General features: G+C 66.6%; 17 protein-coding genes. 14 read left to right on the forward strand and 3 right to left on the reverse strand.

The features are described 5' to 3' along the window. The first annotated feature begins 44 nt into the window (after positions 1-44). The 3 genes from WT16_RS18465 (at position 45) to mgtA (ending at position 5,179) form a co-directional block, all read left to right on the forward strand. Positions 45-1,655, forward strand: a complete 1,611-nt coding sequence (locus tag WT16_RS18465) for a S8 family peptidase (protein ID WP_082875054.1) — start codon at positions 45-47, stop codon at positions 1,653-1,655. A gap of 525 nt (positions 1,656-2,180) precedes the next feature. Next, positions 2,181-2,345: a hypothetical protein gene (locus WT16_RS34470; RefSeq protein WP_197486489.1), complete on the forward strand. Its 165-nt coding sequence runs from the start codon at positions 2,181-2,183 to the stop codon at positions 2,343-2,345. Positions 2,346-2,389: 44 nt separating this feature from the next. Further along, on the forward strand, positions 2,390-5,179 hold the full coding sequence (gene mgtA / locus WT16_RS18470) for a magnesium-translocating P-type ATPase (RefSeq protein ID WP_063533922.1): 2,790 nt from the start codon (positions 2,390-2,392) through the stop codon (positions 5,177-5,179). Positions 5,180-5,590: 411 nt separating this feature from the next. On the opposite strand, the gene WT16_RS18475 is transcribed toward mgtA, so the two are convergent. Next, positions 5,591-7,009 (reverse strand): PLP-dependent aminotransferase family protein, encoded by a 1,419-nt coding sequence (locus tag WT16_RS18475; RefSeq protein ID WP_063533923.1) that lies wholly within the window; start codon positions 7,007-7,009, stop codon positions 5,591-5,593. Positions 7,010-7,186: 177 nt separating this feature from the next. On the opposite strand from WT16_RS18475, the gene WT16_RS18480 reads away from it, so the two are divergent. From WT16_RS18480 to WT16_RS18490, 3 genes are all read left to right on the forward strand, one after another. After that, positions 7,187-9,511, forward strand: a complete 2,325-nt coding sequence (locus WT16_RS18480; protein WP_063533924.1) for an FdhF/YdeP family oxidoreductase — start codon at positions 7,187-7,189, stop codon at positions 9,509-9,511. Positions 9,512-9,523: 12 nt separating this feature from the next. Further along, entirely contained in the window at positions 9,524-10,432 is a 909-nt protein-coding gene (locus tag WT16_RS18485; RefSeq protein ID WP_059929966.1) for a bestrophin family ion channel, read from the forward strand. A gap of 94 nt (positions 10,433-10,526) precedes the next feature. Beyond that, the gene (locus WT16_RS18490; RefSeq protein ID WP_063534889.1) at positions 10,527-10,772 is read left to right on the forward strand and encodes a YiaA/YiaB family inner membrane protein; all 246 of its coding nucleotides are present in this window, start codon (positions 10,527-10,529) and stop codon (positions 10,770-10,772) included. An 87-nt stretch (positions 10,773-10,859) separates the two neighbouring features. On the opposite strand, the gene WT16_RS18495 is transcribed toward WT16_RS18490, so the two are convergent. Both WT16_RS18495 and WT16_RS18500 read right to left on the reverse strand, forming a co-directional pair. Beyond that, positions 10,860-12,173 (reverse strand): Nramp family divalent metal transporter, encoded by a 1,314-nt coding sequence (locus tag WT16_RS18495; RefSeq protein ID WP_063533925.1) that lies wholly within the window; start codon positions 12,171-12,173, stop codon positions 10,860-10,862. A gap of 120 nt (positions 12,174-12,293) precedes the next feature. Further along, positions 12,294-13,550, reverse strand: a complete 1,257-nt coding sequence (locus WT16_RS18500; RefSeq protein WP_063534890.1) for an oxalate decarboxylase family bicupin — start codon at positions 13,548-13,550, stop codon at positions 12,294-12,296. A gap of 295 nt (positions 13,551-13,845) precedes the next feature. Between WT16_RS18500 and WT16_RS18505 the strand changes: the two genes are divergently transcribed. The 8 genes from WT16_RS18505 (at position 13,846) to WT16_RS18535 (ending at position 23,530) form a co-directional block, all read left to right on the forward strand. Further along, on the forward strand, positions 13,846-15,447 hold the full coding sequence (locus tag WT16_RS18505; protein ID WP_063533926.1) for an ABC transporter substrate-binding protein: 1,602 nt from the start codon (positions 13,846-13,848) through the stop codon (positions 15,445-15,447). 1,207 nt (positions 15,448-16,654) lie between these two features. Beyond that, entirely contained in the window at positions 16,655-17,008 is a 354-nt protein-coding gene (locus WT16_RS18510) for a hypothetical protein (protein WP_015603455.1), read from the forward strand. A 117-nt stretch (positions 17,009-17,125) separates the two neighbouring features. Continuing rightward, positions 17,126-17,716, forward strand: a complete 591-nt coding sequence (locus WT16_RS31835; RefSeq protein WP_075645090.1) for a hypothetical protein — start codon at positions 17,126-17,128, stop codon at positions 17,714-17,716. 74 nt (positions 17,717-17,790) lie between these two features. After that, positions 17,791-18,054, forward strand: coding sequence for a hypothetical protein (locus WT16_RS31840; protein WP_015604020.1), 264 nt, complete (start codon positions 17,791-17,793; stop codon positions 18,052-18,054). Between the two features lie 66 nt (positions 18,055-18,120). After that, positions 18,121-19,536, forward strand: coding sequence for a chemotaxis protein CheA (locus WT16_RS34475; RefSeq protein ID WP_197486490.1), 1,416 nt, complete (start codon positions 18,121-18,123; stop codon positions 19,534-19,536). 255 nt (positions 19,537-19,791) lie between these two features. Further along, positions 19,792-20,271 carry a hypothetical protein gene (locus tag WT16_RS18525; protein ID WP_156521467.1) on the forward strand — a complete coding sequence of 160 codons (480 nt, stop codon included), beginning with the start codon at positions 19,792-19,794 and terminating at the stop codon, positions 20,269-20,271. Between the two features lie 573 nt (positions 20,272-20,844). Further along, positions 20,845-22,308, forward strand: a complete 1,464-nt coding sequence (locus WT16_RS18530; protein WP_006027362.1) for a carbohydrate porin — start codon at positions 20,845-20,847, stop codon at positions 22,306-22,308. A gap of 76 nt (positions 22,309-22,384) precedes the next feature. After that, on the forward strand, positions 22,385-23,530 hold the full coding sequence (locus tag WT16_RS18535; RefSeq protein WP_059929981.1) for a hypothetical protein: 1,146 nt from the start codon (positions 22,385-22,387) through the stop codon (positions 23,528-23,530). Positions 23,531-23,532 lie beyond the last annotated feature (2 nt).

Below are 23,532 nucleotides of genomic sequence, written 5' to 3' on the forward strand. Positions count from 1 at the left end.
AGATGCGGATGGGCCAGGTCCGCGCCGTCGCCGGCATTCTCTCCATGTCCGTCCTCGTTGGGCTCGCCGGCTGCGGCGGCGGTGGCGACGGAGGCGGAAGCGGCACGCCGTCGGCAGCCGCCCAGCCGACGACGCCCGCGCCGGCTCCGTCGCCCGTGCCGAGTTCGGGCTCGTCGCAATCCACGACCTCATCGACCTCGACCACGGCCTGCCCTGTCACGCAGGCCGCATCGACTGCCGCAAGCGAATCGCTCGTCACCCGCGCCGTTTCGCACGACGCGAGCGTCGATCATCTGATCGTCAAGCTGCAAAGCGCATCGGCGACGACGGCATCCGGCGCGCGCATCATGGCCGCGACGAACGACGCGGCGCGACTGGATTCGGTGATTCAGCGCGTGATGTCGCAATGGAACGCGAAGAGCGTCGCCGTTCGCTCGTATGCGCAGAACGTCGCGGCGACGAACGCGGTGCAGGTCGAGCGGACGATGTCGGACGGCGCCGCGCTGCTCGCGCTCGGACAAAAGATGAGCGCGGATAACGCCGGCGCTCTCGCGCAAACGTTCGCGGCCGATCCGGACGTCGCATACGCGGAACCCGACCGGCGCGTATTCGCCCGCACGACGGCAACCGACCCGAGCTACGCGCAGCAGTGGAACTACTTCGATCCGACGGCCGGCATCGACCTGCCGAGCGCATGGGCCGTGACGACCGGCCTGCCGGGCGTCGTCACCGCGGTGCTCGACACCGGCTATCGCCCGCATCCGGACATCATCGCGAACCTGCTGCCCGGCTATGACTTCATCTCCGACATCAACACCGGCAACAACGGCCACGGCCGCGGCCCGGACGCGACCGACCCGGGCGACTGGCTCACGCAGCAGGAGCTGACCGATCCGTCGAGCCCGTTCTACCAATGCGCGAGCGCGCCGTCGAACAGCAGTTGGCACGGCACGCAGGTCGCCGGCATCATCGGCGCCGCCGCGAACAACGGCATCGGCATCGCGGGCGTCAGTTGGTACGGCAAGATCCTGCCCGTGCGCGTGCTCGGCAAGTGCGGCGGCACGACGAGCGACATCGCCGACGCGATGCGCTGGGCGGCGGGCATCCCCGTCACCGGCGCGCCGACGAACCTCACGCCAGCGAAGGTGATCAACCTGAGCCTCGGCGGCACCGGCCCGTGCGGCGACACGTTCCAGCAGGCGATCAACGACGTGATCGCGCGCGGCGCGACCGTCGTCGTCTCGGCCGGCAACGACGGCCAGGCGACGACGATGGACCGCCCGGCGAATTGCAAGGGCGTGATCGCGGTCGGTGCAACCGACAGCACCGGCCAGCGCGCGTGGTACAGCAACTTCGGCTCGGACATCACATTGAGCGCGCCGGGCTCGAACATCCTGTCGACGACCAATGCGGGCACGACGGTGCCGGCCGCCGACGCGTACGGCACGAACAGCGGCACGAGCCTCGCCGCGCCGCAGGTGGCGGGCGTCGCCTCGCTGATGCTCGCGGTCAACCCGAACCTGACGCCCGCGCAGATCGCGCAGAAGCTCGCGAGCACCGCGCGGCCGTCGCCGTCGACGACGTCCTGCCTCGCCCGCGCACCGGGTGCGGGCATCGTCGACGCCGGCACGGTGGTTGCGTCCGCAACGAAATAGCCGTGCGACGCGCGACGCGATTCACGCGGCGGCCGCCCGAACGGGTGGGCCGTTCGCGTTCGCCGCCGTGCGACGGCGGCCCGCGCGGCGGGCGAACGCATGCGCGGCCCGCGCAAACCCGCCGTAAAAAACTTGACGCTTCGCGCGCTGACCCTTTACCATCGCCCCGTCTTGATACTTGGAGTGTTCCGTGAACACCGATGCGAGTTGTAGTCGGTCCCGCACCGGCTTGACTGCTGACTGAGGCATTCGCGCAGAGCCCCACGCTTCTGCCGCATCCCGGCCAGCAGGATGCGGCGTCTTTCCGGCCATCCCGGCCCGATCTTCCCGCCACGATTTTCCGAGCGAACGACGCATGCGCCGCAATGCGCGCATCGCACGCGCTCGCTCCCGCGATGTACGGCCCGCGCCGTGCATGCGCGTGCACGCACGCTCGCACGCGCATCGGTTCCGCATGCGCGCCCGATGCGCGGCACTCCCGCCGCACGCCTTTTCGCGTCCGGCCAACAATCGACAGGAGTCCAGATGGAAGCAGACGACAGTAGCCGATTACCGCTCGCCGGCGTCATGCCGCGCGGCGCATGCGGCGTGCGCGTCACGCTGGCCGCGCCGGCGAGCGAATCCAATTTCCTCTTCATTCAGCCGAACGCGCGCGACGCGAAGCGGCGGGAGACGCTCGTCCGTCGGTGACGTCGGCGCTCCCCGCTCGCCGCGCGCGACACACGGAGCGACCGATGACACAACGCACTCCTTCGAAACACAGGCAACGCGGATTTCTCCATTACGGCGCGCGGGGCGACGGCGACGATCGCCTCCCGATGCGCATCGAGTACGAATCCGCGCAACCGCTCGCCGACACGCTCGCGAACCTCCACACGAGCGAGCGCGGCCTCACGACGTCCGACGCAAAAGAGCGCCTGCTGCGCGACGGCCCGAACGAAATCGCACACGACAAGCCGCCGCACTGGAGCCGGCAGTTGCTCGCATCGTCGAACAATCCGTTCGTCTACGTGCTGCTCGTGCTCGCCGCGATCAGCTTTCTGACCGACGTCTACTTCGCCGCCCCCGACGATCGCGACTACGTGAAGATCACGATCCTGCTTTCGATGGTGACGATCAGCGTGCTGCTGCGCTTCGTGCAGGAATTCCGCTCGCTGCGCGCGGCCGAAAAGCTCAAGGCGATGGTTCGCACGAGCGCGACCGTGCATCGCCGCACCGACGGCGCGAGCGCGCCGATCAGGCACGACGTGCCGATGCGCGACGTCGCCGTCGGCGACATCGTGCATCTCTCGGCGGGCGACATGATTCCCGCGGACGTGCGGCTCATCTCGTCTCGCGATCTCTTCATCAGTCAGGCGGTGCTGACGGGCGAGGCGCTGCCCGTCGAGAAGTACGACACGCTCGGCGCCGTCGCGCAAAAGTCCGCCGATGAGGCGAACCGCCACGGCGGCGGCGATGCCGGGCGCATCGATCGCCCCGGGCAAGGCGGCTCGCTGCTCGATCTCGCGAACGTGTGCTTCATGGGCACCAACGTCGTGAGCGGCACCGCGACCGCGGTCGTCGTCGCGACGGGCGGCGACACGTACTTCGGCGCGCTCGCGAAGAACGTGGTCAGCCACAAGCGGATCGAGACGAACTTCGATCGCGGCGTGTCGAGCGTCAGTTGGCTGCTGATCCGCTTCATGCTCGTGATGGTGCCCGTCGTCTTCATGATCAACGGCCTCACGAAAGGCGACTGGCTGAGCGCGCTCACGTTCGCGCTCGCGGTCGCGGTCGGCCTCACGCCCGAGATGCTGCCGATGATCGTCAGCGCGAACCTCGCGCGCGGCGCGGTCGCGATGGCGCGGCGCAAGGTCGTCGTCAAGCGGCTGAACTCGGTCCAGAACCTCGGCGCGATGGACGTGCTCTGCACCGACAAGACGGGCACGCTCACGCAGGACAGGATCATCCTCGAGCATCATCTCGACGCGTCCGGCCGCAACAACGAGGACGTGCTGCGGCTCGGCTGGCTGAACAGCTTCCATCAGAGCGGCCAGAAGAACCTGATCGACATCGCGATCGTCGATCGCGCGAACCAGCTCGGCGACCGGATCAGGCCGCAGGGCTATCGCAAGATCGACGAGCTGCCGTTCGACTTCGTGCGGCGGCGCCTGTCCGTCGTCGTCGAGGACCCGCGCGGCGCGCATCTGCTCGTCTGCAAGGGTGCGGTCGAGGAGATGCTCGCCGTCTCGACGCACGTTCAGGACGACGAAGGCATTCACCCGCTCGATTTCGTCGCGCGCAAGCGGCTGCTCGCGCAGGCGAACGCGTACAACGAAGACGGCTTTCGCGTTCTGATCGTCGCGACGCGCACGATCCCCCGCGGCGACGAACGCGCGCAGTACCGGACGGCCGACGAGCGCGAGCTCGTCGTGCGCGGCTTCCTCACGTTCCTCGATCCGCCGAAGGAATCGGCCGCGCCCGCGCTCGCCGCGCTGCGCGAGAACGGCATCGCCGTGAAGGTGCTGACGGGCGACAACCCGGCCGTCACGCTGAACGTGTGCCGGCAAGTCGGCCTCGAGCCCGGCAGGCCGCTCGTCGGCGCCGAAGTCGAGGCGCTCGACGACGCGGCGCTCGAGAAGGCGGTCGAGCGCACGACGGTGTTCGCGAAGCTCACGCCGCTGCAGAAGGCGCGGATCGTCAAGGCGCTGCAGGCGAACGGCCACACGGTCGGCTTCCTCGGCGACGGGATCAACGACGCGCCCGCGCTGCGCGACGCCGACGTCGGCATCTCGGTCGACAGCGGCGCGGACATCGCGAAGGAAACCGCCGACATCATCCTGCTCGAGAAGAGCCTGATGGTGCTCGAGGAAGGCGTGATCAAGGGCCGCGAGACGTTCGGCAACATCCTCAAGTACCTGAACATGACCGCGAGCTCGAACTTCGGCAACGTGTTCTCGGTGCTCGTCGCGAGCGCGTTCCTGCCGTGGGAGCCGATGCTCGCCGTGCAGATGCTCGTGCTGAACCTCATCTACGACACGTCGCAGATGCTGCTGCCGTGGGACAAGATGGACCCCGAGTTCCTGAAGAAGCCGCGCAAGTGGGAGGCGAACAACATCGGCCGCTTCATGCTGTGGGTCGGGCCGACGTCGTCGGTGTTCGACATCACGACCTACGTGCTGATGTGGACCGTGTTCGGCGCGGGCGCGCTCTACCACGCGCAAGGCGGCGCGGGCGGCCAGCTCGTGATGAACTCCGGCTGGTTCGTCGAGAGCCTCGTGTCGCAGACGCTCGTCGTCCACCTGCTGCGCACGCAGAAGATTCCGTTCCTGCAGAGCACCGCGTCGCTGCCCGTGCTGCTGTCGACGACGATCGCGATCGCGATCGGCTGCTGGCTGCCGTTCTCGCCGTTCTCCGAAGCGCTCGGCTTCATCCGCCTGCCCGGCAGCTACTGGCTGTGGCTCGTCGCGACGATGGCGGGCTACATCGCGCTCGCGCAGATCGTGAAGACGCTCTACGTGCGCCGCTACAAGCGGTGGTTCTGACGCGACGCGCTCCATTTTGCATCCCGGCCGGCGCACGCGGCGCGCGCCGGCCGTTCGTCTCATCGAAGGTGACGCCATGAAAAGAATGCTTCCGCTCGCCGGCAGCAGCCGTGGCTTGACGGCGGGGCGGCGGGGCGGCCTTCGGACTTGCGGATCGCGGATCTGCGGATCGATGGCCGCCCCGCTCCTTTTCGCGCCGTCCGTCGCGTCGCGTTTGCGTGCGCCTCTGCGCTGCGCGACGCCGTCGCCGCTTCAGGCTTCTTCACGTCGCGCTGCCGCGTCGCCGCCGAACGGCGCATCGCACGCGAGCGGCGCCGGTCGCGCCGCCCGCGCATTCCGCACGTCGTCATCGCAATGTTCGCCGCACGCGCCGCGCCCGTCATGCGTCACTTCCCTCTTCGCGCCTCGCCGTCATCGTTTCGCGCACACCGCGGCCAGCCGCCCGAGCGTCTTCACCGCCGTCTCGATCTGCGGCGACCACGGATAGCTGTAGTTCAGCCGGATGCAGTGCCGATACGCGGGCGTCGTCGAGAACATGTGCCCCGGCCCGAGCGTGATCTTCTGCGCGAGCGCGAGCCGGTACAGCTCCATCGCGTCGACGCCGTCCGGCAGCTCGATCCACAGCACGTAGCCGCCGCGCGGCTGCGACAGCCGCGTGCCGTCCGGAAAGAAACGCCGCACGAGCGCCGCCATCATGCTCGCCTGCTGCGCGTAGAGCTTGCGAATTCGCCGCAGATGGTGATCGTAGCCGTCGTGCTTCAGGTACTCGGCGATCGCGAGCTGGTCGATCGCGGGCGTCGCGAGCGTGTTCAGGAACTTGAGCTTCTCGACCTCGTCTCGGTAGCGCCCCGGCATCGCCCAACCCACCCGGTACGCGGGCGACAGGCTCTTCGAGAACGACGCGCAATGCAGCACGAGCCCGCGCGTATCGAACGCCTTCAGCGTGCTCGGCCGCGCGGCGCCGTAGTACAGCTCGTGATAGACGTCGTTCTCGATCGCCGGCACGTCGTGCCGCGCGAGCAGCTCGACGAGCGCGCGCTTGCGCTCGTCCGGCATCAGGAAGCCGAGCGGATTCTGGAAGTTCGGCATCACCATGCACGCGGCGACGCGCTCGCCCGCGAGGATCCGCGCGAGCGCGTCGATGTCGATGCCCTCGCCCGGATGCGTCGCGACTTCGATCGCGCGCATCCCGAGCCGCTCGATCGCGTGCAGCATCGCATAGAACGTCGGCGATTCGACGGCGATCGTGTCGCCCGGCTTCGCGACCGCCTGCAGGCACAGATTGATCGCCTCGGTCGCGCCGATCGTCACGACGATATCGCCCGGATCGACCGCGACGCCGCCTTCCAGATAGCGGCGCGCGATCTGCCGGACCAGCTCCGGATTGCCGGGCGGCAGATCGTCGATCACGCCCCAGCGCGTGCGCCGCCGCGCGATCGCGTGCGCGTGCCGCGCGATCCGCTGCGCGGGGAACGGCGTCGCGTCCGGATATGGCGAGCCGAGCGGCACCGCGTCGTCGCGCGCGATCGAGCGCAGCGTCGACAGCACGAGCCGGCTCACGTCGACAGCCGACGATACCGCGACGGGCGCTGACGCATGCAGCGCGAGCTCCGGCGCGTCCTGCCGCGCGCGCACGAAATAGCCGGACTGCGGCCGGCTCTCGATCGCGCCGCGGCTCTCCAGCACCAGGTACGCGCGCACGATGGTCGTGATGCTGAGCCGGTGCTGAAGGCTCGCCTGCCGCACCGACGGAATCCGCTCGCCCGGCCGGTAGACGCCGCGCCGGATCATCGCGTCGATGTCGTCCGCCAACTGCTCGTAACGCTTCATCGCTCGCCCCGCTCGTTCGTTTGTCGATATGCAAGAGTACAGTTTCTTGACGCAACGCACCAGATTAAAGAACTGTGCTCTTTTTCTTTCCGGCGAGGTGTGCCCCCGGCCCGTGCCGCGGCGCGCGTACGCTTCGTTGCGTCGCCGTCCCCAACCGGCGCTCTGACTCTACGACACATGAAAACCAAGGAACCCGACGCGCGCATCGCGCCGTACGCCCATCCGGCGGGCGGCTGGGGCGCGCTCAAGTACGTCGCGATCAACCTGTTCAAGGAAAAGGTGCCGGGCGGCAACTACCGGGCGCTGTTGCGCCAGAACCAGCCGGACGGCTTCGACTGCCCCGGCTGCGCATGGCCCGATCGCGAACATGCGTCGACGTTCGAATTCTGCGAGAACGGCGTGAAGGCCGTCGCGGCCGAGGCGACCGCGAAGCGCGTGACGCCCGCGTTCTTCGCCGAGCACACGGTGAGCTCGCTGTTCGATCAGTCCGACTACGCGCTCGAGCAGCATGGCCGCCTGACCGACCCGATGGTCTACGACGCCGCGACCGACCATTACGTGCCGATCGCCTGGGACGCCGCGTTCGAGCTGATCGCGAAGCACCTGCGCGCGCTCGGCGATCCGCACCGCGCGGCGTTCTACACGTCGGGCCGCGCGAGCAACGAGGCCGCGTTCCTGTACCAGTTACTCGTGCGCTACTACGGCACCAACAATTTCCCCGACTGCTCGAACATGTGCCACGAGGCGACGAGCCGCGGGCTGCCGGCCACGGTCGGCGTCGGCAAGGGCACGGTCACGCTCGACGATTTCGAGCTGGCCGACACGCTGCTGATCTTCGGCCAGAATCCGGCGACGAACCATCCGCGGATGATGGGCGAGCTGCGCGCATGCGCGAAGCGCGGCGCGACGATCGTGTCGATCAATCCGCTCCGGGAGCGCGGGCTCGAACGCTTCGCGAGCCCGCAGCATCCGGCCGAGATGCTGACGATGTCGAGCACGCCGATCGCGTCGACATTCGTGCAGCCGTGCGTCGGCGGCGATCTCGCGCTGCTCAAGGGCGTCGCGAAGCGCGTCGTCGAGCTCGACGACGCGGCGCGCGAACGCGGCGGCGCGCGCGTGCTCGACGTCGACTTCATCGCCGCGCACACGGCCGGCTTCGACGCGTTCGCGGCCGACCTGCGCGCGCAAGACTGGGCCGCGCTCGTCGCGGAAAGCGGCGTGCCGTATGAGCAGATCGACGCGCTCGCGCAGATCTACGTGCGCGGCGAGCGCGTGATCGCGACGTGGGGAATGGGCATCACGCAGCACAAGCACTCGGTCGCGACCGTGCACATGCTGTCGAACCTGATGCTGATGCGCGGCAACATCGGCCGGCCGGGCGCGGGCCTCTGCCCCGTGCGCGGGCATTCGAACGTGCAGGGCAACCGCACGGTCGGCATCGAGGAAAAGCCATCCGACGCGTTCCTCGACCGGCTCGGCCGCGCGTTCGATTTCGCGCCGCCGCGCGGCCACGGCTACGACGTCGTCGAGACGATCGAGGCGATGCTCGACGGCCGCATCGGCGTGTTCATCGGTCTCGGCGGCAACTTCGCGATGGCGACGCCCGATACGCCGCGCACGTGGCAAGGGCTGCGCCGTTGCGATCTCACCGTCCACATCACGACGAAGCTGAACCGCAGCCATCTCGTGCACGGCCGCGAAGCGCTGATCCTGCCGACGCTCGGCCGCACCGAGATCGATCGGCAGAACGGCGTCGCGCAGGGCGTCACAGTCGAGGATTCGATGTGCATGGTTCACGTGTCGTATGGGATGAACCAGCCGGCTTCGCCGAACCTGCTGTCGGAGATCGCGATCGTCGCGCGGCTCGGGCACGCGCTCTTCGGCGGCGACAAGATCGACTGGCTCGGCTACATGAACGACTACGCGAAGATCCGCGACGCGATCGAAGCGAGCATCGAAGGCTTCGACGGCTACAACGCGCGGATCGCGCGGCCGGGCGGCTTCCATCTGCGGGTTGCGTCGCGCGAGCGCGAATGGCTCACGCCGAGCGGCCGCGCGAACTTCATCGCCCACGCGCTGCCCGTCGACACGCCGATCCGGCGCGCCCGCGCGCGCCACGGCAAGCGGCTGATGACGCTGATGACGACGCGCTCGCACGATCAGTACAACACGACGATCTACGCGCTCGACGACCGCTATCGCGGCGTGTTCGGCCAGCGGCGCGTCGTGTTCGCGCACCCCGACGATCTCGCGATGCTCGGCTTCGAAGCGGGCGAGCGCGTCGATCTCGAAACGGTATGGGACGACGGGATCGAACGGCGCGTCGAAGGTTTTCTGCTCGTCGCGTACGACATTCCGCGCGGCTGCCTCGGCGCGTACTACCCGGAGACGAATCCGCTCGTGCCGCTCGACAGCGTCGGCGACGTCTGCAACACGCCGACGTCGAAGTCGATTCCGGTGCTGATGCACCGGTCGGCAAGCGGCGCTCAGCGCGCGGCATGACGCGAGGCCACCATGATCGTCAGACCGCGCGAGCACTGGTTCCGGATGCTGTTCGTCTGGAATGGTTCGGTGCTCAAATCGATTCTGCCGCAGCTTGCGCTGATGAGCGCCGTGAGCATCGTCGCGCTGCTGACGAACGGCCGCATTCTCGGCGAGAAGGTGCCGCTCAATCCGACGCCGTTCACGCTCGCGGGCCTCGCGCTCGCGATCTTCGCCGCGTTCCGCAACAATGCGAGCTACGACCGCTACTGGGAGGCGCGCAAACTGTGGGGCGGCGCGCTGAGCGCGGCGCGCGCGCTGACGTCGCAGGCGCTCGGCTACGACGCGAGCGCCGACGGCGCCTCGTTCGCGCGCGCAACGGCCGGCTTCGTCTACGCGCTCAAGCACCAGTTGCGCGGCACCGACCCCGCTCGCGACCTGCGCCGCCGCCTGCCCGCCGACTGGATCGAGCCGGTGCTCGCCGCGCAGTTCCGCCCGGTCGCGATCCTGCACGCGTTGCGCGGCCGGCTCGCCGACCGGCATCGCGGCGGCGCGCTGACCGACACGCAGTTGTGGATGCTCGACGCGCAGCTCAACGAGCTCGGCGCGAAGCTCGCGGGCTGCGAGCGGATCGCGTCGACGCCGATTCCGTTTCCCTACCACGTGCTGCTGCATCGCACCGTCTACGCGTATTGCGTGATGCTGCCGTTCGGGCTCGTCGATTCGATCGGCATCGCGACGCCGTTCGTGTCGGTATTCGTGTCGTACACGCTGATCGCGCTCGATGCGATTGCGGGCGAGATCGCCGATCCGTTCGGCGACGGACCGAACCATCTCGCGCTCGACGCGCTGACGCGGCAGATCGAGCGCTCGCTGCTCGAACTGGCCGGCCTGCCGTTGCCGGACGAAATGCGCGCCGGGCCGAGCTACCGGCTGTCGTGACGGCGCGACGCGCGCCGTCACCGTGCAACGTCGGGCGATTGCGGCGGGATCGCCCGATAATTTCCAAACGCGCATGCCGAAGAAGGATCACACCATGCACGACAACACGAATCATCTCCATCAACAACCGTCGTTCGCCTTCGTCGCCGCGTCGTGGGCCGCGCTGCTCGCGATCGGCCTCTTCAACGCGACGCCGATGCACAGCGAGAAAGGCTTCTACGCGATGTCGTTCGCGCTCGCGCTGTTCGGCTCGGTGGCCGTGCAGAAGAATACGCGGGACATCGAGGCGGCCGGGCGCGGGCGCGCGGAAACGGCAATCGTCGCCGACGCCGCCGAGTGACGGCGGCTGGAACCGGAGACTGGAATCCGCGGCTCCAACCGCCAAGCCGGGCCGGCGCGCGCCGCCCGCCGTCGCTCGCGCGCTCGCTCAGCCGAGCGCCGCCCAGATCAGATACCCGTTCAGCGCGACGATCGCCGCCGCCGCCGCGCCCGCCGCCACCAGCATCGGCATGCGCAGCGCATGCTCGCCGAGCACCGCGCGCCGGCTCGACAGCAACAGCAGCGCGACCATCGGCAGCGGCAGCACGAGGCTCAGCACGACCTGGCTCAGCACCATCGCGCGCGTGACGTCGCAGCCGAGCGCGACGATCGCGAACGCGGGCGCGATCGTCACGAACCGCCGCGCCCAGATCGGCACCTGACGCCTCAGGAAGCCCTGCATCACGACTTGCCCCGCGAGCGTGCCGACGACCGAGCTCGACACGCCGGACGCGAACAGCGCGACGAGAAAGAGCGCGCCCGCCGCCGGCCCGAGCAGCGGAATCAGCGTGTGATACGCGTCGCCTATGTCGGCCATGCCCGGCATCGTCTCGTGGAACGCGGACGACGCCATCATCACCATCGCGATGTTCACGAAGCCGGCGACGCCGAGCGCGACCGCCACCTCGCGGTTCGAGAAGCGCAGCAGCAGCCTGCGCTCGCGATCGTCGCGCGGCGTCGTGCGCCGCTGCGTGAGGCCCGAGTGCAGATAGAGCGTGTGCGGCATGATCGTCGCGCCGATGATGCCCACCGCGAGCGTGAGCGCCGTGCCGTCCCGCAACTGCGGCACGACGAGATGATAGGCGGCCGCATGCCAGTCCTGCGGCGCGATCAGCAGCTCGCCGAGATAGCTCGCACCGATCACGCCGACCAACGCCGCGATCGCGGCCTCGAGCGGCCGAAAGCCGCGCTTTTCCAGCGTGAGGATCGCGCAGGTCAGCACGGCCGTCGCGCCCATCCCGACGACGAGCGGCAGATGGAACAGCAAGCCGAACGCGAGCGCGCCGCCCAGGAATTCGGCGAGATCGGTCGCCATCGCGGCGATCTCCGACGCCGCCCACATGCCCCAGACGATGGGCCGCGGGAAATGCTCGCGGCACAGCTCGGCGAGGTTGCGGCCCGTCACGATGCCGAGCTTCGCCGACATCGCCTGAAACACCATCGCGATCACGTTCGCGGCGAGCACGACCCACAGCAGTTCGTAGCCGTATGCGGCGCCCGCCTGGATGTTGGTCGCGAAGTTGCCGGGATCCATGTAGCCGATCGACGCGATCACGGCCGGCCCGACGAACGGCAGCGCGGCCGCGACGCCCTTGCGGCGCCCTTCGAGCGCGTCGCGCGCCGCGCGGACGGTGCGCGAGCTCGCGTCGCCAGCCGGCGCGAAATCGCCGGCGGACGGGCTCATCGTGGTTGAGGAAAGCATGGTCAGGTATCCGTTCGAGTGCTGAATGATTCGACATGCGCGGCGCGGCAGGCCGTCGGGCCCGCCGGCCGCGCGCGATCGGGCGGCGGCGGCCGGCTCGGCCGCTCGCTCGCCGCGCGCTTACGCCGGCACGACGTCCGGCCGGTTGCGCGGAAAGCGCGCGATCACGTCGGGCGCGATGTTCAGATGCGCCTCGACGAGCTTCGGCGGCGTGTGCGCGAGCCAGTCGGACAGCGACACCTCCGCGTAGTGACCCGCCTTGAAGATCTCGAGGAACACGAGATCGGTCGTGCCCGTGTTCTGCACATAGTGGCCAAGGCTCTTCTTCACGTAGCCGACGTCGCCCGCGCGGAAATCGGCCGTCTGCGCCTTCGGGCCGGTATCGAACACCGTCATTCGCGCGTCGCCCTGGATGTAGTACTGCCACTCGTCCGCATTCGGGTGCCAGTGCAGCTCGCGCATGCCGCCCGGCTTCACCGTGACGAGCGCGGCCGCGATCGTCTTCGACACGTCGAAGTTCGTGCTGTCGACGATCCGCACTTCGCCGCCGCGCGTCTTCACGTTCGGCTTCATGTCGCCCATCGAGAAGATGAACGGATGCTTCGGCGCGCCGCGCGACGAAGCCGACGCGCGCTGCGCGGCGGCAAGCGGCCCAGGATCGTCGCCCTGGAAGATCCACAGATTGTCGAGCGGAATGTTCTTGAACGCGTCGGCGGGCACGCCGAAGTTCAGCGCGAGCACCTCAGGCGGCGTGTGCGCGATCCAGTCCGTCACGAGCAGCGTGTTGAATTCGGACGCGCGGCCGTTGTCGAACGCGAGCAGGAATTCGGCGCCGTCGACGCCGAGCCCCTGCAGCGAATGCGGCAGCCCCGGCGGGAAGTACCACAGGTCGCCCGCCTTCACGTCCTGCACGGACGGCAGCCCTTGCTCGTCGAGCACGGTGATCCGGCAGCGGCCGTCGAGCATGAACGCCCATTCGGCCTGCTGGTGCCAGTGCATCTCGCGAATGCCGCCGCGTGTGAGCCGCATGTTGACGCCGGAAATCGTTTCGGAGATCGCGAAATCGTCCTGCGTGACTTCGCGCGCCCAGCCGCCGTTCTGAATTCGCTTGTGCGCATTATTGAACGACGCCCAGAAAATCGGCATCCCGTTAATGTCCGTGGCCGGCGGATTCTGAAACGACGGAAATTCCCTCATCAGCGCCGGATTTTGCGGGCCGGGATCGGTCAGGCTCTGCGGATTGCGCGCATTCACCGCGCCCTCGGCCGGGCTGTCCGGATTGCCGAACGACGCGGCCTTCGCGGAAACGGCGATGCCGGCGGCGGCAAGCGCGCCGGCCGTATTGGCGAGCATCTTGCGTCGGGACAGATTCGTCATGTTCACCTCTTCGATCGTTTCGATAAAAAAATGATTCACCCGGAATATCGATTCTATTTTCCTCAAATCAAATCGATATCCCGCCACGCAAGTTAAATACAAACAATCAAAAAGATTAAATGAATTGTCAATATGAATCGATGAATTAATGTGATTCCCTTTAAGTTTGTAATATTCGAATCTTCGCGCGGCGGCTTTGCCGCGGCGCAGCGGCCTCGCGCCGCGGCTTCCGGGGTTTCTGAAACGCGCCCGGCAATGAGAGAATCGGGCTCGATACCTTTCCGACGGAGTCCCGATGAAACACTTGCTGTCCAGGCTCGCGGCGAGCGCCGCGCTCGTCGTGCTGCCCCCCGTGCTGGCCCCCGCGTTTTCCGCGCAGGCGGCCACGCCGCCCGGCATCTTCGTGATTGCGACGCAGCTCGGCGAATTCACGACGCTCGATCCGAGCGAGATCTACGAGCTCGTGCCGTCCGAATACGTCGCGAACACCTACGAGCGGCTCGTGCGCGTCGATCTGCGCAACCCGTCGAAGTTCGAAGGCCGGATCGCGCAGTCGTGGAGCGTCGGCGCGGACGGCCTCGCCTACACGTTCAAGCTGCGCCCCGGCCTCAAGTTCCACTCGGGCAACCCGGTGACGGCCGACGACGTCGCGTGGTCGCTGCAGCGCACGGTGCTGCTCGACAAGGGCCCGGCCGGCGTGCTCGCCGATCTCGGCCTCACGAAGGACAACGTCGCGCAGAAGGTCAGGAAGATCGACGACATGACCGTGTCGATCGAAACCGATCGCAAGTACGCGCCGAGCTTCGTGTTGAACGTGCTGAGCGCCGATCCGGCATCGATCGTCGACAAGAAGCTGCTGCTTTCGCACGAGAAGAACGGCGACTTCGGCAACGCGTGGCTGAAGAACGCGGATGCGGGCTCGGGCCCATACCGGCTCGTCAAGTGGACGCCGAACGAAAGCCTCGTGCTGCAACGCTTCGACGGCTATCGCGCGCCGTATCCGATGAAGCGCATCGTGCTGCGGCACGTGCCGGAAGCATCCGCGCAGCGCCTGCTGCTCGAGAACGGCGACGTCGACGCCGCGCGCAACCTGAGCCCGGACAGCCTCGACGCGCTGTCGAAGGCGGGCAAGATCGAGGTCGCGTCGTGGCCCGTGTCCGCGCTGCTGTACCTGAGCCTGAACACGAAGAATCCGAATCTCGCGAAGCCCGAGGTGCAGGAGGCGATGAAGTGGCTCGTCGACTACGACGGCATCCAGCGCAACATCGTCAGGACGACGTACAAGGTCCATCAGACCTTCCTGCCGGACGGCTTCCTCGGCGCGCTGAACGCGAATCCGTACAAGCAGAACGTCGCGAAGGCGAAGGCGCTGCTCGCGAAGGCCGGGCTGCCGAACGGCTTCGCGGTAACGATGGACATGCCGAACGATTACCCGTACGTCGAGATCGCGCAGGCGTTGCAGGCAAACTTCGCACAGGGCGGAATCAAGGTGAAACTGATCCCGGGCGACGCGAAACAGGCGATCGGCAAGTACCGCGCGCGCCAGCATGACATCTTCATCGGCGAATGGTCGCCGGACTACATGGACCCGAACAGCAATGCGCGCGGTTTCGCATGGAATCCCGACAATTCGGACAACGCAACGCACAAGCTGCTCGCGTGGCGCAACGGCTGGGACGTGCCGCAACTGACCGCGAAGACCGACGCGGCGCTCGCCGAGCCGTCGACCGCGAAGCGCGCGCAGGAATATCAGGCGCTGCAGAAGGCGGTGCTCGCGAATTCGCCGTTCGTGATCCTGTTCGAGAAGGTCGTGCAGGTCGCGACTCGGCCGGGCGTCACGGGTCCGGAGATCGGGCCGATCAACGATCTCGTGTCGTACCGGACGCTGAAGAAGTAGCCGCAACGGCGCCCGTGGGCGCCCTGGCGAACGCGAGCGCGTGCAGCGCGCCGCTCAGCGCGCGCCGCCGTGCGCTCGACGTCGTAGCCTGCCCCCATTGAGCTTGCCCGCATCGCCGGCCTTGATCCACGCATTCAGCGTCTACGTACTGATGCCCGGAATCTTCGCCGTCTCCACTTGGCTCTGGCCGGTACCGCTTCAATCTTGAATTCCAGCGTGTACCGCGCCCTCGGTTTACCCATTGCCAGATCCTCCGTTACTGATGTTTTACACACTCTCAGTAACGGATACGTTTTTCGAGGGCAAGGTCACTTTCATACGCCATGGCTTGTCAGATCACGACGCGTTTCAACAATGAGACGAGGTATAGACAAGCCGACCCAATGCGCTGGAAGCAGCGTCCCTAAACGTGCTGACCATCGATTGCCATATGACCTGACGGTAGCAGGTGTCGCCCAGTCCTATCGCCATGTTTCATTTCTGAGACCTGGACATCAAGGAATGCACGCCTTCCCTACCTCGCTCGTACCACATCCCCAAGAGGCCGTTCTCGATTCGATATTGGCATGCTCCTTGCTGATTACGGAGCAAGTTGGGAATTCTAGTCGTGATAATGAATATCTCGATTTATTAAAACCAATCCGGGAAGATGTCATGAATCTCAGATCGGCGGGAAGCAAATCTCAACATGATTCATTGGACGAAACGGGTGCGAGTAACTTCGCCCCTGAACTCGTCTCCGTCAAATACGAGTCGGCAATAGTCCTCGCTGTCCGGACAGGGCTCGCTGAATCCAGCGTCCACCATGCCTTCACGTGCCCCGGTGGCGGCCGTCGACCGCCATATATGCCAATTCGCCCGCTCATGACTGGATGGCCGCCCAGCGTGTGCTCAAGGAGCGCATGGATCAACGCGTGCGAGGCGACCGCTCATCCGCGCGCCTTCATGCCCTGCGTCGAGCCTGAGATGTTCGGCGTGGAGCGCCCGGCGATCCGCCCCGGCGAAGCATTCCTGGCGCTCTGACGCATCCCACGACTATCAGGTCCCGGCGAAACGTCGGCTCCGGTTACCAGATTCGCTGATACGCGAACCCGATTGGCCATCGTAACTGCGCGCCAACTCAATTTGCATTCCTTATAAATTTTTGAGAGGCCGATGGCGTGCGACCTTTCATCTTTCTCCACATTCACGCCATAGGAGTTATGCCATGAAGAAGCTTCTGATCGCAGCAGCGGTACTCGCCGTGTCGAGCGGGGCATTCGCAAGCGGAACTGGCACGTCCTCGTCGAGCGACGCTACCAGCGGTGGCGCTACGTCGGCAGCGGTGTACGGCCGGGGATCCTTCACCGCAACCGACGAAGGTGAGGCCGTCGGTGCAGCTCGCGCCATCGCCGAGTCGGGCAAGAACGTGACCGGCAGCGGCACGTTCTCCTTCGCCGGCCATACGAACACCTCCTCGGCGAGCGGCAGAGGCGACGGCAACGCACAAGCGCAGGGCCTGAGCGGCGCCGATGCGAACGCGCAAGCGTGGTCGACCCTCGGCATGCACTATCGCTACTAAGGCGCGGCCCAGGAATCCGACATCAGGTAGCGATGCGGAGGCTGAACCTCGTCAGGCTGGCAGGGAGGAGGGGTTCAGTCTCCATTCTCGCCAATCGTTCTTCAAAAAGGGATCGTCATGAAAGCGAATGTCATTTTTGCAGTTGCGCTCGCAGTGCTCTCGGGCACTGCGATGGCTGTGGGACCGACCACGTCAAGCCAGACGCAATCGGTAACAGGCGGCGCATCCGGATCGGTGCTCATCGGTTCGGGAAGCTACACCAGCAACTCGACGTCCGTTGCCGGATCGGCGGCGAACAGCACGGCTACGCCCACGGGCTCGACTGCAACGGCCTCTGCCATGCACGACTCGACCTCGACCGCCAGTGGTTCCGGAAAGAACGGAGGCGCGTTCGCAGCCGGCGGCGGAATCGGCGTCGCAGGGGCCAGCGGAGCGACCGCGGACACGGGTGCGAATGCTGATGCGTTATCCGGCGGCGTGACCGCAACGATCGTTCTTGGCGCGAAAAGATACACGGCCACGACTGCGAACGACCAGGGCAGTGCAAATGCAGACGCAATCGCCCTGACCGGAAAGCAGGGCTCCGCCACACTCGCCGGCGCGCAGCATACCAATACGTCGGCCGCCAATAGCACCGGCTACGCAGGCTCGCCGTCTGCGTCCGGCGGAAGCCAGGGTGACGCCAACGCCATCTCGAGCAGCCAATGACGCGTCCGTTGGGGACCAGCTTCATACGAACGCTGGTCTTTAGATTGGTTCTGTTGTCATCGTAAGGAGTTGGCATGAAGCAGACATTGATTGCCGTCGCGCTGGCGCTTGCCGCGACATCGGCTTATTGCGTCGACCGGAACTCGGTTGGCGATGCGCAATCGTCCATGCAAACGCCAAACGACCATACTCAGACGGCCATATCGCCGAAACAGGCAACGCCATCGAAAGGCAACCCTGCCGAGGAAGCAGGTGCTCAACAGGGCCCGGGTCACTGGGTCGATTCGTGGAGCGAGTTGGGCAACGGCTGGAAGCAGTTCGGGGAAGCAAAAAAGTAGGCAACGCTGAAACCGGGGAAGTGATCGGTTGTTAGGTCGGGAGGCAAACCTAATCCGGAGTATCGTATGAAAAGCGAAAAGATCAGGGTGGCATGCGCAACAGTGTTCGCATTGGCCGCCATCAGCGGGCACGCACAGACGACGACATCGAACTCGAATTCGAGTGCCCAGTCGGCGTCCGATTCGATGTCGATTGGACAAGGGGGAGGCTCGAGCCTGAATACCATCAACACGACGACAACGTCTCGCGGCGGGAATGCGCGCGGGGGAGACGCCAACAGCACCAGTTCGTCGCAAGTGCGGGGCAGCGGAAACTCGAACGTTCAGGTCAACGTATCGCTTCCGACGAACGGCACCGGTTCGTCGTCCGGCTCGACCCTCGCGGCCCAGAATGCAGGCGCGCCCGGTTCGAGCCCGTACAACACGCAGACCACCGACAACGTGAACTACTCCGGCACGCAGACCATCAAGACGAATCCGACCATCCAGGCGCCCGGTTTGACCACCACGCTGTCGGATACCTGCATGGGATCCATTAGCGTCGGACTGTCGCTGCCCGGGTTCGGCGCAACCGGTGGAGCGACGCTCGTCGATCAGGCTTGCGTTCGTCGACTGGACGCCCGCGAGTTTCGGGCCATGGGCCTGACCGACGTCGCACTCGCCCTGCTGTGTCAGAGCGACGCCAATCGGCGCGCGGTCGAGGCGACCGGTCACCTTTGTCCGGGCACCACGGCGCCGCTCGCACACTTCAATGGCGCGGTCAATGTTGAAGCCGTTGCGTCGGATGACGAAAAGTACCGTGATCCGCTGGTGCGCCATCGTTTAGGCCTGCCGCCACTCGATGCCGCGGGAAACACCGCAGTCACCGCCGGCACGTCGCAGCGCGTTGGCGAGTCCCCGGCAACGGCAGTCGCCTCCGCCGTGCCATCTGCAGCGTCGGCGTCGACGCCGCGTTCGACTCCGTCGATCGCGGCAGCGGCCGTCGATACGAAATCGTCACTAGCGGAGGCAAAACAAGTACCGGAGCTCGGCCATGCAGCCGGCGGAACGGATGCGTCCGGGTCGCAGGCGGTTTCGAATGCTTCGTCGGCAGGACTCGACGATCTCCTGAAACCGCAAGAGATGAGCACTTCAGTGCCGAATAGCGCGCCGTCGTTGACGGTCGAACCTCCCGCGGCTCAAACACCGGTTCCCGCTCCGCTCGTCGTCCCGCCGACGGCAGCCGTCCCGACCGGCAGCGCGCCAGACGCATCGCAAGTCGCCCCGGTCACGCAAGCCGGGCCCGCGACCGATTCGCAACCAACCGGTGCCACCGCCGCGAATAGCGACGCGAGCGTGGCAGGACCTTCATCGGAGCCTCAGGCTTCTCCCGCCGCCGCTCCCGCGCCGGCCACCGGGAATGAACCGGCATCATCGGAGCAGAACGTTGTGCCGTCCCCGGACGGATCCCCGAAGGCCGTGCCGATGAGCACCACGTCCTAAAATTATGAATAGCGGCGCGTCAAATTCTGCGTCTTTCGCTGAACCTGGTTGGCCGGGTGCGCACGTAGGGGGATAGAGCTTCCCATATTCCCCTTACTTCGAGGGTGTCGGCTCCCCCGGGCCGACACCCCTTTTTGCCGAGCAAGTCGTATGGAGGCAACCATGAGGAGCACGTTACTTATATTGGTTTTCTGTAGCGTACCGGCAATCGCCCAAGTCGGCTCGTCAAACCCTGCATTGCTTACCGAACAAAGCGTGGCCAATGCCCTCGGCATTCAACAAACGTTCGCGATGCCGCTGCGCGCAGAGAACGTGGGATGTGTGCCGATGGTCATGATGGGCGATCCGCAAATCGCTTACATTGATCCTCGGGAAGGTCACGCCCCCGCGTGGCAACCGGAGCGCTTCCATTACCCGCCAGCGTTCGAAGCACATTCATCGACCGCGCCCGACGCATTGAAGTCGGTACGGCATCGCACCGACGAACTGCGGACCGGGCCTTGGCCCGACGCTGGCGACACGACGAAGCGCATTGCGGCATCTTCGCGCGCATCCGCGTCCGAGACCGTCCGTCAATGGAGCGTGCGCGAGCCCGCGACGATCGAACGCCCGACGCAGCAGGAAGTGACCGTGAACGGGAGAACGTATCGGGAATTCAGCGCAGACGCGTACATACGCAACATGCAACCTCCCGAGCCCCTGACGTTTGGCGTGCGGGTCATCTTTTGTCGGTGATGGCGATGCGACTATGCGTATGCGCGGGACGTGTGGTTCGGCACGCCGCTGACGGGCCACGCTCGCACGTCGACGTTCGCAGCCCAAGGCAAACCGACTCGAAATGCGTAGTCGCGACGCAAGCGCATGGGCAGTGCTCGCCTGTCCTGCTCTGGCGGTTGAAACGCCGCAATCGGCGAGTAGTTTGCACTCGAGAGGCAACGTCGGCCCAATCGCCGCATCCGGGTTCGCCTGACTCCATGCATCCGGATGCGTCTGATTTCCGGTTCTTCCAGCTTGAGAATTCGAGCCGATTTCGTCGGAACAACAGAATGCCAAACGCTCCAGGCATCATTTTCTGACGATGGCATTACACCCATCATTGCGTTTCCCCTTCTCTCGCGACGCCGAATCCGGCCGTTCGTAATCCTCTCGATTACGAACGGTAATCTATACGAGAATCGTTCTCATTTGTATTGACAAGCCATTCTGGCGTGCATACGATGCGCCCGCATCGCGCCGTTTGCGCGTTTCGCCAACGATCAACGCGCGCATCCGGACACCGCGATCGCGCGACAAGAGGAAGAGACTTCAATGCAATCCGCGCCGCTCACCGTTCGATCGATTCGCGATCGTCGCCCAGCCTTTCGTCGCACGGCACTCGCCTGCGCATGGCTTTTCAGTTCCGCCGCCTTCGCCGCCGCGTCGCCCGACGCGCAGCCGGAAGCGCCCGAAGCCGATCTCGCGATCCACGCGCAACCGGCAACGCAGTGGACAGGCGTCTGGACGCGCCAGAACCTGCTCGGCGACATCGGCGGCCTGCGGCCGTGGCTCGGCAAGTACGGCGTCACGTTCAGCCTGCAGGAGACGAGCGAGTATCTGGCGAACCTGCGCGGCGGCCTGAAGCGCGGCGGCACCTACGACGGCCTCACGACCGCTGCCGTCACCGTCGACACGCAAAAGGCGTTCGGCCTGCCGGGCGGCACGTTCAACGCGAGCGCGCTGCAGATCCACGGCCGCAACCTGAGCCAGTACAATCTCGGCACGCTGAACACCGCGAGCGGCATCGAAGCGCAGGACACGACGCGGCTCTGGGAGCTGTGGTATCAGCAATCGTTCCTCGATCAGCGCGTCGACGTGAAGATCGGCCAGCAGAGCCTCGACCAGGAATTCATCGTCAGCCAGTACGCCGCGACGTTCGTCAACACGATGTTCGGCTGGCCCGCGCTGCCGTCGTACGATCTGCCGAACGGCGGCCCCGCCTATCCGCTCTCGGCGCTCGGCGTGCGCGTGCGCGGCCGCATCACGCCGTCGCTGACGGCGCTCGCCGGCGTGTTCGACGGCGATCCGCTCGGCAACAACCCGAACAACCTGAGCGGCACCAACTTCAACCTGCACAACGGCACGCTCTTCATCGGCGAGCTGCAGTACGCGCTCAACCAGCCGGCCGACGGCCAGATGGACATGGGGCCGTCGAACGCGCTGCCCGGCACCTACAAGATCGGCGTCTGGTATCACAACGGCCGCTTCGCCGACCAGCAGACCGACAACACGGGCCTGTCGCTCGCGAATCCGGCGTCTAGCGGCGTCGCGCGCGCGCATCACGGCGACTACAGCTTCTACGCGGTCGCCGACCAGATGGTCTGGCGGCCGGACCCGACGGGCGCGAAGAGCCTCGGCGTGTTCGCGCGCGTGATGGCCGCGCCCGGCGACCGCAATCTCGTCAGCGTCGCGGCGAACGCAGGCGTCGTGCTGAAGGCGCCGTTCGAGGGCCGCGACAACGACAGCGTCGGGCTCGCGCTCACCTACGTCAAGATCGGCTCGCATGCACGCGCGCTCGACGAAGACTTCGCGAGCTTCACGGGCGGCCCGTACGGCGTGCGCACGAGCGAGACGACGCTCGAGGCGACGTACCAGTACCAGGTCACGCCCTGGTGGCAACTGCAGGCGGATGCGCAATACACGTTCAACGCCGGCGCGGGCCAGAACCCGAGCGATCCGACGCAGCCGCTGCGCAACACGTTCGTCGTCGGGCTGCGCACCAACATCACGTTCTGAGCACGCTGAAGCATTCCGGTTTCGTTCGTATCCGCGACGGCCACGCCGCCGCCTCATCAGCAAGGAGAATCGCCCCATGCTCACCGCCCCGCTCTCGCCGCGCGCACGCCGCGCCGCGCAGGCATTCGCCGCGGCGCTCGTCGCGCTCGCCGCAGCCGCGGCCGCGCGCGCGGAGCCGCAAGGCTTCCTAGAGACGCTGCATCGCCACACGACGCTCGTCAACACCGTGCCCGACAACGGCGACCAGAACCCATACGCGATCGCCGTCGCGCCCGTGTCGGCGGGCGCCGTGCAGCAGGGCGACGTGCTCGTCGACAACTTCAACAATGCCGCAAACCTGCAAGGCACGGGCTCGACGATCGTCAACTACCGCCCGTCGACGAAGCAGATGAGCCTGTTCGCGTCGATCCCGCGCAACCTGAACGCATGCCCCGGCGGCGTCGGCCTGTCGACCGCGATGACGATGCTGAAATCCGGCTGGGTGATCGTCGGCAGCACGCCGAGCAACGACGGCACGACCGACACGAAGGGCGCGGGCTGCCTGATCGTGCTCGACAGCAACGGCAAGGTCGCGTCGACGTTCTCGAGCCCCAACGTCAACGATCCGTGGGGCAACATGGCCGTCGTCGACGACGGTGATCGCGCGACGCTCTTCGTCAGCAACGCGGGCTTCGGCGTCGGCGGCGCGAGCGGCAATCCGCCCGTCTTCAAGCAGGCGACCGTCCTGCGGATCGAGCTCGAGATTCCCGCGGGCAAGCCGCCCGTCGTCAAGCGCGAAACCGTCGTCGCGAGCGGCCTCGGCGCGCAGGCCGACAAGGGCGTGTTCCTGATCGGACCGACGGGCCTCGCGCTGTCGGGCGACCGCAGCAAGCTGTACGTGTCGGATGCGATCGGCAACCGGATCGTCGAGATCGACGATCCGATGACGCGCGACACGAGCGCGGGCGTCGGCCGCCAGGTGACGGCGGACGGCTTCCTGCGCCGCCCGCTCGCGCTCGCGACTGCGCCGAACGGCCATCTGCTCGTCACCAACGCGCTGAACGGACAGGTCGTCGAAATCGATCCGGCGACGGGCAAGCAGCTCTACGCGCGCTGGATCGACACCGACAAGGCGCAATCGCCGCCCGGCAACGGCGACCTGTTCGGCATCGCGATGACGCCGGCCGGCGACGGCTTCTATTACGTCGCGGACGACGTGAACACCCTGATGCTCGCGAAATGACG

Source organism: Burkholderia sp. MSMB1589WGS (assembly GCF_001636105.1).
Classification (GTDB): Bacteria; Pseudomonadota; Gammaproteobacteria; order Burkholderiales; family Burkholderiaceae; genus Burkholderia; species Burkholderia humptydooensis.

Bases quoted from the DNA above. Each gene is read 5' to 3' on its own strand.
- WT16_RS18480 (WP_063533924.1), top strand. From the start codon at position 7,187: ATGAAAACCAAGGAACCCGACGCGCGCATCGCGCCGTACGCCCATCCG.
- WT16_RS18490 (WP_063534889.1), top strand. From the start codon at position 10,527: ATGCACGACAACACGAATCATCTCCATCAACAACCGTCGTTCGCCTTC.
- WT16_RS18465 (WP_082875054.1), top strand. From the start codon at position 45: ATGTCCGTCCTCGTTGGGCTCGCCGGCTGCGGCGGCGGTGGCGACGGA.
- WT16_RS18485 (WP_059929966.1), top strand. From the start codon at position 9,524: ATGATCGTCAGACCGCGCGAGCACTGGTTCCGGATGCTGTTCGTCTGG.
- WT16_RS18505 (WP_063533926.1), top strand. From the start codon at position 13,846: ATGAAACACTTGCTGTCCAGGCTCGCGGCGAGCGCCGCGCTCGTCGTG.
- WT16_RS18475 (WP_063533923.1), bottom strand. From the start codon at position 7,009: ATGAAGCGTTACGAGCAGTTGGCGGACGACATCGACGCGATGATCCGG.
- WT16_RS31840 (WP_015604020.1), top strand. From the start codon at position 17,791: ATGAAGCAGACATTGATTGCCGTCGCGCTGGCGCTTGCCGCGACATCG.
- mgtA (WP_063533922.1), top strand. From the start codon at position 2,390: ATGACACAACGCACTCCTTCGAAACACAGGCAACGCGGATTTCTCCAT.
- WT16_RS18500 (WP_063534890.1), bottom strand. From the start codon at position 13,550: ATGACGAATCTGTCCCGACGCAAGATGCTCGCCAATACGGCCGGCGCG.
- WT16_RS18535 (WP_059929981.1), top strand. From the start codon at position 22,385: ATGCTCACCGCCCCGCTCTCGCCGCGCGCACGCCGCGCCGCGCAGGCA.
- WT16_RS18530 (WP_006027362.1), top strand. From the start codon at position 20,845: ATGCAATCCGCGCCGCTCACCGTTCGATCGATTCGCGATCGTCGCCCA.
- WT16_RS34470 (WP_197486489.1), top strand. From the start codon at position 2,181: ATGGAAGCAGACGACAGTAGCCGATTACCGCTCGCCGGCGTCATGCCG.
- WT16_RS18510 (WP_015603455.1), top strand. From the start codon at position 16,655: ATGAAGAAGCTTCTGATCGCAGCAGCGGTACTCGCCGTGTCGAGCGGG.
- WT16_RS18495 (WP_063533925.1), bottom strand. From the start codon at position 12,173: ATGCTTTCCTCAACCACGATGAGCCCGTCCGCCGGCGATTTCGCGCCG.
- WT16_RS31835 (WP_075645090.1), top strand. From the start codon at position 17,126: ATGAAAGCGAATGTCATTTTTGCAGTTGCGCTCGCAGTGCTCTCGGGC.
- WT16_RS34475 (WP_197486490.1), top strand. From the start codon at position 18,121: ATGAAAAGCGAAAAGATCAGGGTGGCATGCGCAACAGTGTTCGCATTG.